Below are 17038 nucleotides of genomic sequence, written 5' to 3'. Positions count from 1 at the left end.
AATGCCACCTTACATAGACCCACCAGGGATTTGAGAACAAATTTATTCTGCTGACGCACCTTTTGAAATAAATTTGAAGGAGCATACAAAACTCCTCTTGCCATCCTTATAAAAAGTGTTTTATCAAAAAATTTATGGACAAAAGGTATATTCAAAATCCCTATGATGCTTTTGTAAAGGAAGTCTTTTCTCATAAAGAACAGGCTGAAGATTTTCTTATTTTTTTGGAGAAATAGAAACAGAGCTAAATATATATACCTGAATTTAATTACTTACTTTATGATCTCTCCACTATCTCAGATGAAGAGATCAAAGGAAAGGTGATATTATAAGCAACTTTAATGGCTCTTAAATATCTTACTACACCTGCACCAGGCAAACATCTAAAGCGAATTTTCAGTCTTTATAAGACCTTGGGGAGAGCAATACACCTCTTCAATATTTAGAAACACTTCTCTCCTATATAGCCAATGCAACTGACAAAATAGATGAAAAGGATTTAAAAAAGGCAATAAAACAAATAGAAAAGTGGGCAGATATTATGCCAACACTTGCTGAAAAATGGATAGAACAAGGTCGTATGGAAGGGCGAATAGAAGGACGGATAGAGGGACAGAGGGAAGGACGAATGGAAGGCATGATTTAGAGGCCCAAGAAATGGTCATTGAGACCTTGATAGAAAGATTTGGACTTATTAAACCAGATTTATCGGTTAAAATGAAGGGAATTGTAAATAGAGAGCTTTTAAAAAGCCTGCTTAAACTGGCCATTAGAGTAGATTCTATACAGGAATTTGAGGAGAAATTAAAACAAGTTGAATTGTAAGTGCTGGATATTATGAAGTGACAGTGAACAGAATAAAATTTTCACCTCAAGTTGGGAGGGTAGATATTGTTCCTTTTCTTTGTGGGTTAAGCATTATTCGCTCGTCCCCATTTTTTATCAATTATAGATAGAGATAGATTTTTTGATCAACATATACAAACTCTGTTAAGTCTTCTACATGAGAAAGATTTTAGAAATCTTTTGAAAAATTTTGAAGGATACGATCTAAAATATTCAGGAAGAATGGTTTATCCAAAGTTTTATAAAGAGAACAACATAAATAAAATTTTCTGAAAACAGGAACTTTAAATTCAAACAATTTCAAAGCCATCAAGAATTTTGAAAAGCTAGCTTTTGTTTTCTCAAAGATACTTTCTTTCCTCGCGCTCCACCCTTTCTTTTAGCAAACTAAAGTTCCGAAAACTGCATGTTGGTTTGTATTATGAGTTCTGAGTTATTGATAAATCTCATAACTTTGTGTGAAAAAAAAATTGAATGTTCACAGGTAATTCCCTAAATAGGTGATTAGCAAACACTCCATAAGCAGGAAAATTATCTGTGAACAACAACTTCATTGCTCAATTTTCAAAAAAATATCAAGTTTTCTTCCACATCTTTTGATCGTGTTATTCTTCGCGGTTACATTTTAGACCTCTTCTATGAAGGAGGCGTTGCTTCTTTCCTTAAATCTGTGGGTTTTGTTAAACGCTCTAATGGCGTTATGCGCATTTTCACTGACCCGCCTGCCAATTGCCTTGACATTCTGTGTTTTAAGGACCTATTGATATTGCACTGGTTAGTCTAGTTAAATACCTCATATTATTGGTGGGGCACTCACTGGCGGGAAGGCCAATTTAACTCTCATATCTCAAAACAAGCTAATAAATTTGACATCCCTATTCAGTGGTGGCCTTCCGTCCATAGCAGGAAAAACGGTGCTAAGCTTGAGTATGTTCAAAAGATTTGACTCTAAATACAATCGATTTAAAAATCATGTCTTCTGTATTATCACTGACAAAGAACCTGTTTTTACCTTTGCTTCTCGGGAATTAACTTCCAATAAAACTAAAAAGACTTTTCATCACCTCTATAAATGCAGAAAACCTGTAAAACACTATTACATCCCCGCCTGCCAACTGCCTCGACACTCTGTCATTTAAACAACACTATTTCTATGCCCTGCTTACTTTAGTTAAATCCCACATATTCTCGAGGCACTGGCAGGCAGGTATTTTTTTGATGCTGTATTGGAAGGACCTTGTTATCTTAAAATCTCCTCTTATATTCCCTTTCCTTGAGAGTTCTATTTCAACGGTCATAACCACATCAAATTACATCTTGACAAAAGAGGCATCTCTTATCGCACTAAAGATAATGCCTTTGTTCACGTCTCTGAGTCTCCTACCCTTCAAAAGTTCGCTCAACAAATCCATGGTCGACTCATCCAGAACAGAATCAATTATTGGATGAATAGATTTTTTATAGTATCCCGCAGAATTCGATATAATTGAAAGATTATGCCCTAGAATTCAAAAACAGATAAAAGTAAGATTAAAAGCGAGAAAGAGGAAAAGTTTTATAAAAGAATAGATAAAAGATTTTTTCGAGAAAAACAATATCTTAAGTATTATATAAAATTATACGGATACCTATAATTTCTATAACTAGCTTGCGAATAGCTGCGCCTTTCTCTTCTTTAGAGGGTGCTCTCTTCTACTAGACCAAAAAAAATCAACATCCAGCAAAAAACTTACTTGACCTCTTAAAAACCATAACATAAATGTAATATTCCAAAAGTCACTAATAACGCATGGGGTTTTATATGGAAATTATAAAGGATCCAAAACAAATACAAGATCTTACCATGCAACTTAGATGCTCTGATAAAGTGATCTCTTTGGTTCCAACAATGGGATATTTCCATGAAGGGCACTTGTCACTCATGAGATGGGCACGAGAAAACTCAGACATAGTCTTTGTTTCATTATTTGTTAATCCCACTCAATTTGGACCAAAAGAAGATTTCAACAGATATCCCAGGGACTTTGATAGGGATAAAAACCTTGCAGAAGAAGTTGGGGTGGACTATCTATTTGTCCCAGAAAAAAATGATATGTACACAGAGGATCACTGTACCTGGGTAAACTCTCCAAAATTATCCCAGTATCTTTGTGGGAAAAGCAGGCCCGGTCATTTCCAGGGTGTTTGTACAATTGTTTTAAAGCTCTTTAATATAATAAATCCCCATATTGCAGTTTTTGGAGAAAAGGATTATCAACAGCTTGTTATTATTAAAAAAATGGTAGAAGACCTTAATATCCCAGTAAAAGTGGTTGGTAGGCCCATTGTGAGGGAACCAGACGGGCTTGCCATGAGTTCTAGAAATGTTTATTTAACAGAAAAAGAACGAAAAGAGGCTGCACAAATATATAACGGACTGCAAAAGGCCCAAAAATGGGTAAAAAAAGGGCTTGTAGATAGTGAATCCATTATTTCTAAATTAACTGAATGTTATATGGAAAATATCCCTTCTGGCGAAATAGATTATATTGAAATAGTGGATCCAGAGAAGTTAAAGCCTGTTCAAGAAATCAAAGATAGGGCATTACTAGCTGTTGCAATCTATCTGGGAAAAGCCAGATTGATTGATAATATTATGTTGGAGGTGAAAAAATAATATGGCACTTAGATGTTTTTTGCAGGCAAAAATCCACAATGCCACTATTACAGAAGCCAATGTCAATTATAGGGGGTCAATAGGTATTTGTCCTAAATTACTAAAGGCATCAGGAATAAAGGTTTATGAACAGGTAGATGTATATAATACTACAAATGGAAACAGGCTTACCACTTATGTAATAGAAGGCAAAGAAGGTGAGATCTGTCTAAATGGTGCAGCAGCCTTAAAAGGGTCTGTTGGAGATAAAGTAATTATAGCTGCTTACACTTATTTGAGTGGAGATGAGATTGAAACACACAAGCCAACAGTTGTGATTGTGGGAGAAAATAATTCTATCGAAGAAATCATATAAAGATGCATTTTAAGAGGATGATAACCAAAGTCTCATCGGGTGTCTCCGCTAGGAGCGGGAAAAGTGGTTGAGGGTATTTTATTTTAACAGACTAAAAATATTGCTAATTTTTTAAATTTAATGTATTATTTCTTATTTCTGTAAAAAAGAGATAATACGCTCTATAAAGCGGATAAAGAGGGATTCATTTTCTTGGATTGAGGAGTTATGCCACCTGGACAAGTTTTCGTCTTGATAAAGGCAGGAAAGGCTGAAATTATACAATGATTTAACATACTCAAATTTATAAAAAATTTTTAAAAAGGTTGTTTAATGGGGAAAATAAAATTGATAATATTATTAACCGAGTTTTAGAAGTAAGAAAATGGTCGGGGAGAAATTGGTTGGTTTATTAGAAATTAAACCTTTAAAAGAAGGTAAAATGGTGTAATAGACATATTCTATCTATCTTACGAAAAACATATTACGTCTGCAGTGGAGTCGCAACCCGCCTGCGGCGGTTGCTCACCACTGAGTTTTGCGTTAGAAAAAATTAAAAGATAAATAGGGAGAGATGCATGCAAGTTATTTTAGAAGTTGAAAATAATAAAGAAGGAAGAGCTTTAATAAATTTTTTGAGACAATTGCCTTTTGTTAAAATTCAAAAATCTCAAAAATATAAAAAAGAACAAAAATTAGAGGAAATTTTTGGTATTTGGAAAGATAGGGATATTACAAAAGAGACATTAAGAGAAAAAGCATGGAGAATGTAAAAATTTTATGTGATACAGATGTAATTATAGAGTACTTAAAAGGCAATGAAACTACAAAAAATATTTTGAATAACTTAGAAAACGCAGATATTGCAGTAAGTGCTATTACTCTAATGGAATTATATTATGGAGCACTTAACAAGAGAGAATTAAACAAAATCAAAAAAGCATTAAGTGAGTTCAGCATATTGCCTTTAAACGAAGAGATTACAGAAATAGCAATAAATTTAATTGAAAAATATTCAAAAAGTCATACACTGAAGATACCAGATGCCTTAATAGCTTCTACGGCTATTTGTTATGATATTAGTTTATGGACTTACAATATTAGAGATTTTCGTTTTATAGAGAATTTAAACTTATTTAAAATACCCAATAAAAAATGAAATTGAAAATAGAAAATTTCTAACAAGGCGCTGAAGCTGACCGCTATTTCGCTGCGCTCATAGCGGCAACTTAGCTTTAACGTTAAAAATCATGGGTATAGTTGTGGAATATATATTACCTAAAGCGCTTAAATATGTATTAATGGTGTATCGACTGATACGAATGGAAAGATTCCCCAGAATCGAAGCAATAAAGAAGATAGCCTTGAAAGAAAGGATTGATCCACAAACTGTTAGTTCAGCATGTACTAGAAGCCTTGGAATAAAAATGGCTGATTTTGATGATTTTGTGTTAGATAGAAACACAAAATCTTTTGAAGAGTATTTGATTAAGCGTTTTCCTGATTATCAAGATGAAATTGAGCGTTTTTTTGATGAAATAGCGGGGCAACAACAAGAAACCCAGGAAGATGATCTTATACGTAGATTGAAGGCACTTTTCCCGGAGGAAAAAAGAGACTTATTAAAATCGGTGTTACTAAATAAAATAAAGGAAGATTTTCTTGGCTGGATTAGCAGAAAAGATATTCCCGATGATGTAAGAGAAGAATTGAAAAAATGGATTGATGTAATAAATAATATTTAAAAATTCATATTTGATTGATATTTATCTTGTCTTTATAAGTTAAATGAGTTTGTTCATTATAACAGATGTATATATAACAAATTTGAATGAAAATTTTTTTTATTTACATATTTATATTATACTTTTTTGTTATATTAATATTAGATATAATATCTTTTATAAAAGAAAAATATAAACATAGAAAACAATATAAAGAAGGACAAAAATATGTTAAATATGAATCTATAAAGTTAACAACTTATCGTGAAAGTGAAACTAATCTTGTACTAGAGAAAACTGGTAAAATAAAAGAAAAAGAACTTGAAAGAGAAAAAAATCAAACTAATATACTTAATAGATTTGGAATTTATTATTTATATCATTTGACACATAAAGACAATTTAGAAAATATTTTAAGATATGGTTTACAATCTCACAACCTTGCTCATCAAAACAACTTAATCAAAAAAGATATTTCGAACAAGGATGTGAATAAGAGAAGGCAAAAACGTGATCCTATTTATAAGAAAAGCATACATGACTATGTTCCTTTATATTTTAATCCAAGAAATCCAATGATGTATGTTAGAAAAAATATCCAAAATGATATAATTATATTGTGTTTACACAATGGATTGATTTTTAAAAGATATACTTTATTTACCGATGGAAATGCTGCCTCTGATAGAACTAATTTTTATAATTCGATAAATCAATTAGAAAAACTAAATTGGGAATGTATAAATTCAAAATACTGGCATAAATTTTATGATGGTAAGCGAATTCGTTGTGCTGAAGTATTAGTGTATCAAAATATAGATGTGGATTATATACAGATGATTTTGTGTAAAAATATTTACATAATGAATTTTGTTCAAAAAGTTATTAAGAAATATGATTATCAACATATTATAGTTAAAATTGACAAAGATATGTATTTCGATTCTTATTATGAATATAACTATTTTAACTAAATGGATAATCTATGGAATTAAAAAAAGGAAATATTTTTACAACCAAATGTAAAACAATTGTTAATACCATTAATTGCGTTGGTGTAATGGGTGCAGGTATTGCATATGAGTTTCGATTAAGATATCCAGAAATGTATCACAAATATAAAGAATATGTTTTAAATAATAAAATAAAAATTGGAATACTATGGCTTTATAAATTAAAAGATAGATGGATATTAAATTTTCCAACTAAATTCCATTGGAAATATCCATCGAAGGATAAATATTTAAGGCAAGGTTTAGAAACTTTTGTCGAAAAATATAGAGAAAATGGAATAAAATCTATAGCCTTTCCACTTTTAGGTGCATCAAATGGTGGTATTTCGAAAAAAAAATCTCGAGAAATAATGGAGTATTATTTAAAAAAGATAGATGGAGATATAAAAATAGAAATTTGGGATTTTGATAGAAATGAAAAAGATGATCTTTACGATGAATTAAAATCACTTTTTAGAAAAAAGGTTGAGCAAATTTTAGAAGAAATAAGAGAATTAGATAATAAGAAAACGGGTATATCAAAAAGCTCTATTGAGATTATAAAGACAGAATTAGAAAGTAAAAATATTAAGAGGTTAATAGAACTTTCCAATGTTCGGGGAATAGGGTATAAGACTTTAGAAAAAATATTTAGGTATGTTATGAATAAAAAATATAATAAAAAAAATTTAGAATATGAAGAGGACATATTTTTGAAAATTGACTAGAAACTATAATATGATTTGATATGATTTGTGGACATCCTAAGGGCAATATAAGTTCTACAACGGGTGCATCTGCCAGTATCGGAGTGCTACTTGACGATAGATAATAATGGTTTTGCCTCCCAATCTTCCCGACAGGAACCTGAACGCTTTAATCGCACATATCCTATAAACTTGTTGGCACTTTCTATTGCTCCACTGTCTATAGGATAGCCACTTCGCCGGGCCTTCCTATAAACCAAACGCTTTTTGTTTTTTGACAAATAGTTATAGAGATTATCTCTAGCCTCTGCTTGCTTTCCTGAGAGTTTCATCCTTCTTAATCCGGTCAGTACTAGAGTGATTTTATTAGAAAATAATCTTTTTTTAGTATTTTCAAGCCACGATTTGCCTGCTGCTGAATCTCCGAATTTGGAAGTAACAAATTCATGTAAATGTTTTGCACAATGATAATAATCAAGTATTTGACGTGTATCTGGGAACACAGAGTTAAAGGCGTCCCAAATCCATTCTGTCCCATCGCCGAGACAACAGATACGGACTTTATCTTTTGGAAACAAATTTAGGTCTTTAATAGCTTGTAAATATTCAATAAATTGTTTTTTATCACAAATTTGATACCAACTTAAAAAGATGTACGATATGGTCATCATCTAAAAGGTAGATACGAACTCCTTTATTTTCTTTCCAACATTGTGGTTTACTTTTTTTGTCCCTATGGGAGCCATTGCACCGTCAGCGGTAAATACAAGCACAGGACGGCGTTTTTTGCCCTGAGAAATCTCATCAATAATAGAATGAACAACATTGGGATCAGGAGCAATCTCCTCAAGATAGGCGTATGTTCCAAGTTCATTAGTCATTTTATGAATAGCATCTGGAGAAATATTAATACCATATGTATTAAGAGTAAAAGTCCAGTTAATATAACAAACTGAAAATTTTTAATGGCCCTTTATGGGCAAATTTTAGACCTTATAATAAATAAAATATTCACTAAATCCAGGACTGGCCAATCAGTCTAATTTGATGTAAGACACGATTATCTTTATTTTGTTAATAAATACCTGCTTCAAAAGTTCATCAGGTAAATGAACATATCTTGAAATATTTGATACGTAACTGAATAAAATTTTAAAACAAGAGAAAATTTTTTGAAAGAGAAAATCCCTTATAACAGGAGGTAAGATGAGAAAGACAACACTTTTGATTATTTTATTGTACTATGTCTTTTTTTGGACAAAAATATCTCATCCTGGACAACTACTTACACTGGATAAGGCTGTCCAGTTAGCAATAAAAAATAACCCTAGAATAAAAGAAGCCTTATTTAATAAAATGGCGGCATTGGAAGAAAAAAGAAGTGCATTTTCTAATATGCTGCCTAAAATCTCAGCAGAATATAATTATCTACATCTTCGAGATGATCCCTTTGTCTATTTTAAAATGGGACCACAAGAGAAAAAGTTTGTCACAGGGTATAGAAATACATACTCGTGGAATATTTTATTAGTCCAGCCTATTTTTACTGGTTTTGCACTTTTATCAAAATATGAGATATCTACACTAGGACTTGATAGGGAAAAACTGTCTGCAGAGCTCATAAAGTTAGATGTGGCCTTTGAGGTAAAACAGGCATACTTTAATGTATTGCTTGCCAAAAGAGAAGTTGAGGTAATGGAAGAAGAAGTAAAACAGTTAAAAAGCCATTTAGATGATGCAAAAGGTTTTTATTCACAGGGGATAATTCCCCAAAACGACCTCTTGAAGTCAGAAGTGGCCTACTCTTTTGCAAAACAAAAATTAGTGAGGGCAAAAAGTGATTTGTCTGTTGCAAGATCAAACTTAAACAGGATTTTAAACAAGAATATCCTGGACTATTCCTATGAAATTCAAGACATAGATACAATGCCATTTTTCTCTCAGAGACTTGATGAATTAATAAAAATGGCCATGAAAAAAAGGCCTGAGATAATTGCAATAGACAGGGCAATTAAGCAGGCAAAGTGGGGGATTAAGCTTGCTAAAAGTAGGTTTTTCCCAACAGTGTCTATTTTTGGTGAATATCAAAGACAGGGCGAAGATTTAGGGGCAACAAAAAATAAATTCACAAACGAGAAAAATTTAAGCATTGGTATAAAGGCCAAATGGGAATTTTTTGAATCTGGAAAAAAATTTTTTGATGTGAGAAAAGCCAGGTGGAGAGCGGAGTCATTACAGGAGAGGAAAAAAGCCCTTAAAGACCAGATAGCTGTTCAGGTAAAAAAGGCTTACGAAGACCTTATGGTTGCAAAGATAAATGTAGAAACAGCAAAAAAATCACTCTCCCAGGCAAGGGAAAATTATAGAGTTACAAATGAAGGTTATAAGGTACAGGTAAATACTTCTACAGATGTCCTGGATGCAAGGACCTATTTGACTCAGTCTGAGCTGAACTATTATGGCGCACTTTACGGATATCACATAGCTCTTGCTGCCTTAAAAAGGGCAATTGGCGAATATTAAATCTTAGGAAAATACCAAATTTTCTCAAAGCATTAAAGGCAATATCTCAGTATAGATGGAGGAAATAGTAGATGGAAAATAGAAATAATGAGAGGGCAAAAAAGGGAACTAAGATCATTATTTTATCTGTAATTATATGTGGCTTTATATTTTTTCTCTATTGGTTTTTTTATTTGAAAAATTTTGTAACTACTGATGATGCATATGTTCATGCAGATAGTAGCTATGTCAGCAGTAGAATTCCAGGAACAATAGAGAAAGTATATGTTAAAAATGATGATTATGTTAAAAAAGATGATATTTTAGTTTTATTGGACCCTGCAATATATAAATTAAAGGTAGAAGAATTGCAAAATAAATTAGAATCTCTTGATTTCAAAATAAAAAGTACAGAAATTGATTTAGATATATTAAAACACAATTTAAAAAAGAATATAAAAAAGGCTCAAAATGATATGAGCCTGGCACTTGATGAGAAAAATAGAATAAATACAGAAATAAAGTCATTAATAGCTCAGAAAAATAGTTTAAAGCAGGATTTCTATCTGGCAAAATTACAATATAAAAGATATAAAAGACTATATAAAAAACATACGATACCTAAAGAAAAGTTTGATGAAATAGAGACAGCCTATAATAAAATCAAGTTTCAGATTGAGTCCATAACACATAAAATTGCTTCTTTAAAGATAATGGAGCATCAGTCCAGTGAAAAGATAAAAAACGCCAAAATTGCTATGTCAATAGCAAGAAAAAATGAATTAAAGATTTTATCTGCAACAGAGTCTTTGAATAGTTTGAAAAAGGAAAGGGGCTATGTTAGGGCAGCCCTTAATGAGGCCAGGTTGCAGCTCAGTTATTGTAAAATAAGAGCACCTATTTCAGGCTATGTGGCTGGTTCTAAACTACAAAGGGGAAATAGGGTTTTGCCTGGTCAGGTACTGATGGTTGTCGTCCCCCTTGATAAGGTATATGTTGAGGCAAATTTTAAAGAGACCCAACTCACCAACTTAAGGATAGGGCAAAAAGCTGAAATAAGGGCTGACATGTATCCTCATGTAAGGTTCTACGGTCATGTTGTTGGTATAAGGGCAGGAACTGGTCAGGTCTTTTCACTTTTGCCCCCAGAAAATGCTTCTGGAAACTGGATAAAGGTGGTTCAGAGGATTCCAGTAAAAATTGAATTAGATGATTATAATTATAAAAAAAATCCTTTAAGGCTGGGGTCATCATTGATAGTAAAGGTTGATATAAGGGACAGAACAGGAAAAACCCTTAGGTGAGTTACGTGGAGACTATAAGAGAACAGGACACGCCCTCTGTAAACAAGTGGATTATTGCATTAACTGTGATTTTGCCCACCTTTATTGAAGTAATGGATACAAGCGTGGTGAATGTATCTCTTCCCCACATACAAGGGGGATTAAATGCTGGTTTAGATGAATCAACCTGGGTCCTCACATCCTATCTTGTTTCCAATGCAGTAATAATTCCTATTACTGGTTTTCTCTCAAATATACTTGGCAGAAAACGCTATTTAATTGGATCAATAATCTTGTTTACCTTTGCTTCAATGCTTTGCGGAAGTGCTCCATCATTGGAGATATTAGTTCTTGCACGTATACTTCAGGGAATTGGAGGAGGAGCGCTCCAGCCTATTTCCCAATCCATATTGTTAGAGAGCTTTCCCAAAAAAGAGCACGGCATGGCCATGGCTATATTTGGAATGGGCGTGGTCCTTGCACCCACAATTGGACCGGTGGTTGGTGGCTGGATAACTGATAATCTCTCATGGAGATGGGTATTTTACATAAATTTACCCATAGGTATCTTATCTGTCTTTATGACCATTTTATTTATCTTTGATCCCCCATATATAAAACAGAGAAAAAAGGGCAAAGTTAATTACTTTTCCCTTATTCTGCTTTTTTTATGGGTTGGTTGTCTCCAGATAGTTCTGGATAAAGGCCAGAGGGAAGATTGGTTTGAATCAAATTTTATAATCACTCTTACCATTATATTTTTAATTAGTTTTCTTCTATATATTGTACAGGAATTGTATGGTGAAGATCCAATTTTAGATATCTCTGTTTTCAAAGATAAAGTATTTTTGGCTGGAAATTTTATTTTATTTACAGGATTTATGAGTTTTTTTGGCAGTATTGTACTTTTGCCATTATTTTTGCAAAATTTAATGAATTATACTGCAATGTGGGCGGGTTTGGTGCTAGGGCCTAGCGGACTCGCTACCATGATTGTTATCTTTATAGTGGGGCGTCTGCTAAATAGAGGGGTTCCACCATACATTATCCTTATGCTTGGTCTTTCCTTAATATCTCTTTCAGTTATTTTAATGGGGAGGTTTACCTTAAACGCTGGTTTCTGGGAACTTTGTTGGCCCAGGGTTATGCAATCATGCGGTATGGGTATGTTTTTTGTACCACTTACTGCTGCAACCTATGTAAATATTCCAAAGGAAAAAATTGGAAATGCATCCAGCATATTTAATCTGCTTAGAAATTTAGGTGGGAGTTTTGGAACTGCCATTGCTACTACTTATCTGGCTAGAAGTGAGCAGTTTAATCAGACCTTGCTAGTTAAAAAGGTTGTGCCCTATAGACAGGAGTTTTGGACCTTGTGGCATAAAGTTGTTGCTTTTTTACATTATCCTGTGCAATTTCCTATACCAGATTCAAAACCCCTTGCCTTAATATATATGGAAGTTAGGCGCCAGGCCGGCATGTTGGCATTTAATGACACCTTTATTTTTCTTGGTACAATAACAATGTTTTTGATACCTATTGCCTTAATTTTAAGAAAAAAGTAAAAATATGCTCTATGCTTACAATAAAATGTGCCAGGTGTAAGAAAAAACTCTGGAAATACAAAAAAATCGGAAAAGGAGAGGTACTCAGATGTCATAAACACAGGATAACCAAGGTCTTTGGATGGGATGAGAAAGAGGGGAAAATTCTTTGTCCAAGGTGTAAAAATCCAGTTGGCATAGATAAAGGGTCTTTTTTTAAAATGATTTCAAAAAATTTTGTTTACACAGGCACCAAAGATAATACTTGAACCATTTTGTAGAGTGGTTTTAAAAAGACCTCATATTTTTATATAGTTAGTTCAATTGGAGATATTGATTTATATATAACTGAACACTACCTTGACATGTATTTTTATTTGATTTAATAAGCCTTTTTTAGACTTAATCTAAGCAGTTTCACTTACACCTCTGTATAATAGAATTAAAAAAGTGGATAAAATATGTTTGATAGCTTATCAGAGAGACTTGATGGAATTTTTTCTAAACTAAAGGGTAAGGGCACTCTGGATGAAAAAAATATCCAGGAGGGTCTGCGGGAAGTTCGGCTTGCACTTTTAGAGGCTGATGTTAATTACAAGGTTGTTAAGGACTTTATAGAAAAAGTCAGAGAAAGAGCCCTTGGTCAAGAAGTATTAAAGAGCCTTACACCTGGCCAGCAAATAGTAAAGATCGTCCATGAGGAATTAATAGAACTCCTTGGAGGAGTTGCTGAGCCCCTTAATCTCACCAAGACCCCATCTGTGATAATGTTAGTGGGTCTCCAAGGCTCAGGTAAGACCACAACTGCTGCCAAGCTTGCCCTTTATTTAAAGTCTCAAAAAAAGAAGCCATATTTAGTTCCAGCAGATGTGTATAGACCTGCGGCTATAGATCAGCTATTTAAGCTGTCCAAAGAAGTGGATGTCCCTTGTTTTGAATCCACTTCAGACATGGACCCTGTGGATATTGCAAAGGAGGGAGTATCTCATGCCAGTAAGAATTTTCTGGATGTTGTGATTATAGATACTGCTGGAAGACTCCATATTGACGAAGCCTTAATGGATGAGCTTGTGCGAATAAAGGCAGCAGTATCACCTCAGGAAATTTTGCTTGTTGCTGATGCAATGACTGGCCAGGATGCTGTGAATATTGCCCAGAGTTTTAATGAAAAATTGGATATTAGTGGGGTAATATTAACTAAGCTTGAAGGAGATGCCAGGGGTGGAGCTGCTCTTTCTATTAGATTCATTATAAATAAACCAATAAAATTTGTGGGAGTTGGAGAGAAATTAAAGGATCTTGAGGTATTTCACCCTGATAGGGTGGCTTCCAGGATCCTTGGTATGGGTGATGTATTGACCCTTATTGAAAAGGCAGAAAAGGCCTTTGCTGATGAAGATGTTGAAGGCCTTGAAGAAAAATTTTTACAGGCCAAATTTGATTTAGAAGATTTTAGAACACAGCTTAAGAGGATAAAAAAATTAGGTTCCCTTGAAGGGATTATGAAACTTATCCCTGGTATGGGTAAAGTAAGGGAGCAGCTAAAACAGGCCCAGATGCCTGAAAAGGAACTTGTGAAAGTAGAGGCTATTATAAACTCAATGACCATTGAAGAGAGGAAAAATCCTAAAATTATAAATAATTCTAGGAAAGAGAGAATAGCCAAGGGAAGCGGAACTTCTGTGGCTGATGTGAATAAGCTTTTGAAAAATTTCACACAGATGCAAAAGATGATGAAAAAACTCACTGGAAAGACCAAAAACAAAGGTTTAATTCCAGGAATCGGCGCAAATCCATTTGGAAATCCCTTCCCTGGAGCTGAGGGTGGAAATACTTTGCCAAAGAGCTTTTTCACAAAAAAGAAAAAGCAAAGAAAGAAAAAGAAAAAACAAAAAAGAAAGGCCAGAAAGAAAAAATAAGAAAATGAGGGTTTGTTGGTGTTGCCTTTTGGTTTGAAAATGATTATATTATAAATTCATTATTTTTTGGAGGGTAGAATAGATATGGCAGTGAAGATTAGGTTAATGAGAATGGGGTCAAAAAAAAGACCCTTTTACAGGATTGTTGCTATTGATGGTTTGCGTAAGAGGGAAGGTAGAGCTTTAGAGTATCTTGGGTATTACAATCCAATGGTAGATCCAGCAGAGATTAAAGTTGATTTAGAAAAGGTGAAGTTCTGGTTTTCCAAGGGTGCACAGCCCACTGAAACAGTTAAATCATTACTCAGAAAGGTTGGTTTTTACAGGGAAAATTAAAAATTTCAAATTTTGGTTTAGTTGTTTTTTGTAATCCTTTTGTTAAATTTGAGAAGTAGGAGTGGAGGTAGGTTATGTTCAAAGAATTAGTTGAGTACATTGCAAAGGCTTTGGTTGACAACCCTGACGCAGTACAAGTTACTGAAATTGAAGGGGAACAGACATCGGTAATTGAACTTCGCGTGGCCAAGGAAGACCTTGGCAAGGTGATTGGAAGACAGGGACGTACTGCAAGAGCTATCAGAACTATCTTAGGTGCAGTATCAACAAAGGTTCAAAAAAGAGTGGTTTTGGAAATATTGGAATAGGTTATGAAAAAACAAACCAGATCCAGATATTTGGTTCTGGGTAGGGTGAGAAAGCCCCATGGACTAAAAGGGGAACTCAGTGTAACTAGCTACACTGACTCCCCTTTAGTTTTTAATAAGTTAAGGAGGATTTTTCTCCAGATAGATGGTAGAATGCCACAGGAATTTTATATATTTAAGGTCAGGGAACACGGAAAATTTCTCCTTTTAAAACTTAAGGACATTAGAAATAGGGACGAAGCTGAAAAATGGCGTGGGGCCAAACTCCTTGTTTTAAGAGAAGATGTGCCTAAAGAAGAAGATGAAGTCTTTTTTGCAGATATAATTGGCTGTAATGTGTATTTACCAGACGGTATGTTTGTGGGTGTTGTAAAGGATGTCAAAAGATATCCCCAGGAAATATGGGAGATTCAAGACAAAGATGAAAATGAAATATTATTTCCAGCAATAGATGAATTCGTACTAAAGTTAGATGTGGAAAATGAAAAAATAATAATTGACCCACCAGCAGGTCTCCTTGAACTATACGGTTTTAATCCTTAAAATTAAAATCTATTCATCTTGCACCTGGGTTGCCATTTTATGCATTTTAATATCATTTCTATCTTTCCTGAGTTTTTTACATCCCCCTTAAACACAAGTCTTTTAAAAAAAGCTATTGAAAAGAAATTAATTTCTTTTTCTTTTATAAATCCAAGGGATTTTGCCACTGATGGACATAGAAGTGTAGATGACAGACCCTATGGAGGCGGAGCTGGGATGGTGATGATGGTAGAGCCCCTTTACCTGTCCATTAAAAACATACCTGATCCAGGCAAGATAATCTTGCTCTCTCCAAGGGGGCGGGTGTTTGATCAAAAAAAGGCTAGAGAACTCAGTAAATTAAGCAAAATCACATTTATTTGCGGAAGATATGAAGGAATTGACGAGAGAATTGAAGAGATTTTTGATATTGAGAGAATTTCAATAGGTGACTTTGTGCTAAATGGCGGGGAAGCTGCTTGCCTCTCAATGATTGAGGCAATTGCCCGTCTAATCCCAGATTTTATGAGTAAATCAGAATCTACAGAATATGAGAGCTTTTCCTCCAACTTGATTGAATACCCACACTATACAAGACCCGCAGAATATATGGGATTTAAGGTTCCTGATGTGCTTTTGTCTGGAAATCATAAGGAGATTGAGAAGTGGCGGAGAGAGATGTCCTTGATTGAGACATTTAAAAATAGGCCTGATTTATTGCAATCCGCTAATTTATGCCCTGAAGATTATAAATACTTAAGGGAATATAAATTTAAATTTTTAGGAAGAAATCTATATGTGGGACTTGTGCATTTTCCTGTACTTAATAAAGATGGAAAAGAATGTGCTGTATCCTTAACCAATCTGGATATCCATGATATTGCCCGTGTGTGTAAGACCTATTCAATTAGTAAATACTATTTAATAACTCCAATTGAAGATCAAAAGGACCTGGCCAGTAGACTTATTCATCACTGGATAGATGGTCCTGGAAAGGGTGCAAATCCAGATAGGGAAATAGCACTTAAAATAGTGAGAATAAGTGATTCAATTGAAGATGCAGTAGATAATATATGCAAATTAACAGGACAAAGGCCCTATATTGTAACTACCAGTGCAAGGGATGAGGGAGACCTTAATTTTTCTAATCTAAGAGAAATCCTGGAACAAAGACCAGTTTTTTTACTCTTTGGAACAGGACATGGACTTTCAAAAAGGGTGATGAAAATGGCAGATGGAATCCTACGTCCCCTTAGGCCTTTTGACAGATATAGACACCTATCTGTTAGGTCCGCGGTGTCAATAATCATTGACAGGATATTAGGAGACTGTTTTTAAATTAGTTTAAGTTTGACTTAGATTTTA

General features: G+C 33.8%; 19 protein-coding genes. 17 read left to right on the top strand and 2 right to left on the bottom strand.

All coding sequences use genetic code 11. The features are described from left to right. Positions 1–657 precede the first annotated feature (657 nt). From ACYQ1E_RS02805 to ACYQ1E_RS02770, 8 genes are all read left to right on the top strand, one after another. A complete protein-coding gene (locus ACYQ1E_RS02805; protein ID WP_459875163.1) occupies positions 658–825 on the top strand; it encodes a hypothetical protein in 168 nt (55 codons plus the stop codon). A 1822-nt stretch (positions 826–2647) separates the two neighbouring features. Then, positions 2648–3502: a pantoate--beta-alanine ligase gene (gene panC / locus ACYQ1E_RS02800; protein ID WP_459875162.1), complete on the top strand. Its 855-nt coding sequence runs from the start codon at positions 2648–2650 to the stop codon at positions 3500–3502. Between the two features lies 1 nt (position 3503). Then, positions 3504–3857 (top strand): aspartate 1-decarboxylase, encoded by a 354-nt coding sequence (gene panD, locus ACYQ1E_RS02795; RefSeq protein ID WP_459875161.1) that lies wholly within the window; start codon positions 3504–3506, stop codon positions 3855–3857. Between the two features lie 557 nt (positions 3858–4414). Further along, positions 4415–4609 carry a hypothetical protein gene (locus tag ACYQ1E_RS02790; protein ID WP_459875160.1) on the top strand — a complete coding sequence of 65 codons (195 nt, stop codon included), beginning with the start codon at positions 4415–4417 and terminating at the stop codon, positions 4607–4609. Next, positions 4597–4995 carry a type II toxin-antitoxin system VapC family toxin gene (locus tag ACYQ1E_RS02785; RefSeq protein WP_459875159.1) on the top strand — a complete coding sequence of 133 codons (399 nt, stop codon included), beginning with the start codon at positions 4597–4599 and terminating at the stop codon, positions 4993–4995. Before ACYQ1E_RS02790 ends, ACYQ1E_RS02785 begins: the two co-directional genes overlap by 13 nt. A 163-nt stretch (positions 4996–5158) precedes the next feature. Then, positions 5159–5581, top strand: a complete 423-nt coding sequence (locus ACYQ1E_RS02780) for a hypothetical protein (RefSeq protein ID WP_459875158.1) — start codon at positions 5159–5161, stop codon at positions 5579–5581. Positions 5582–5667: 86 nt separating this feature from the next. Next, positions 5668–6534, top strand: a complete 867-nt coding sequence (locus tag ACYQ1E_RS02775; protein WP_459875157.1) for a DUF4433 domain-containing protein — start codon at positions 5668–5670, stop codon at positions 6532–6534. 11 nt (positions 6535–6545) lie between these two features. Continuing rightward, a complete protein-coding gene (locus ACYQ1E_RS02770) occupies positions 6546–7280 on the top strand; it encodes a macro domain-containing protein (RefSeq protein WP_459875156.1) in 735 nt (244 codons plus the stop codon). 86 nt (positions 7281–7366) lie between these two features. Here ACYQ1E_RS02770 and ACYQ1E_RS02765 read toward each other — a convergent pair whose 3' ends face one another. Both ACYQ1E_RS02765 and ACYQ1E_RS02760 read right to left on the bottom strand, forming a co-directional pair. Then, complete coding sequence (locus ACYQ1E_RS02765) at positions 7367–7930, bottom strand: hypothetical protein (RefSeq protein ID WP_459875154.1); 564 nt, start codon at positions 7928–7930, stop codon at positions 7367–7369. Further along, a complete protein-coding gene (locus ACYQ1E_RS02760) occupies positions 7931–8140 on the bottom strand; it encodes a hypothetical protein (protein ID WP_459875153.1) in 210 nt (69 codons plus the stop codon). A gap of 325 nt (positions 8141–8465) precedes the next feature. Here ACYQ1E_RS02760 and ACYQ1E_RS02755 point away from each other — a divergent pair, with 325 nt between their 5' ends. The 9 genes from ACYQ1E_RS02755 to trmD all read left to right on the top strand — a co-directional run bounded on the left by ACYQ1E_RS02755 (position 8466) and on the right by trmD (position 17011). Beyond that, a complete protein-coding gene (locus ACYQ1E_RS02755) occupies positions 8466–9782 on the top strand; it encodes a TolC family protein (RefSeq protein ID WP_459875152.1) in 1317 nt (438 codons plus the stop codon). Between the two features lie 71 nt (positions 9783–9853). Then, entirely contained in the window at positions 9854–11065 is a 1212-nt protein-coding gene (locus tag ACYQ1E_RS02750; protein WP_459875151.1) for an efflux RND transporter periplasmic adaptor subunit, read from the top strand. Between the two features lie 5 nt (positions 11066–11070). Then, positions 11071–12609: a DHA2 family efflux MFS transporter permease subunit gene (locus tag ACYQ1E_RS02745; protein ID WP_459875150.1), complete on the top strand. Its 1539-nt coding sequence runs from the start codon at positions 11071–11073 to the stop codon at positions 12607–12609. 11 nt (positions 12610–12620) lie between these two features. Beyond that, a complete protein-coding gene (locus tag ACYQ1E_RS02740; protein WP_459875149.1) occupies positions 12621–12857 on the top strand; it encodes a hypothetical protein in 237 nt (78 codons plus the stop codon). Positions 12858–13049: 192 nt separating this feature from the next. Beyond that, the gene (ffh, locus tag ACYQ1E_RS02735; RefSeq protein WP_459875148.1) at positions 13050–14507 is read left to right on the top strand and encodes a signal recognition particle protein; all 1458 of its coding nucleotides are present in this window, start codon (positions 13050–13052) and stop codon (positions 14505–14507) included. 84 nt (positions 14508–14591) lie between these two features. Beyond that, on the top strand, positions 14592–14843 hold the full coding sequence (gene rpsP / locus ACYQ1E_RS02730) for a 30S ribosomal protein S16 (RefSeq protein WP_459875147.1): 252 nt from the start codon (positions 14592–14594) through the stop codon (positions 14841–14843). Positions 14844–14917: 74 nt separating this feature from the next. Beyond that, entirely contained in the window at positions 14918–15151 is a 234-nt protein-coding gene (locus ACYQ1E_RS02725; RefSeq protein WP_459875146.1) for a KH domain-containing protein, read from the top strand. Positions 15152–15154: 3 nt separating this feature from the next. Next, positions 15155–15694: a ribosome maturation factor RimM gene (gene rimM / locus ACYQ1E_RS02720; protein WP_459875145.1), complete on the top strand. Its 540-nt coding sequence runs from the start codon at positions 15155–15157 to the stop codon at positions 15692–15694. 39 nt (positions 15695–15733) lie between these two features. Next, a complete protein-coding gene (trmD, locus tag ACYQ1E_RS02715; RefSeq protein WP_459875144.1) occupies positions 15734–17011 on the top strand; it encodes a tRNA (guanosine(37)-N1)-methyltransferase TrmD in 1278 nt (425 codons plus the stop codon). The last annotated feature ends 27 nt before the right edge of the window (positions 17012–17038 follow it).

The organism is Desulfothermus naphthae, from assembly GCF_054657475.1.
Note: the sequence above shows the minus strand (reverse complement) of the source record. Positions and strands in the feature narration are given on the sequence as shown.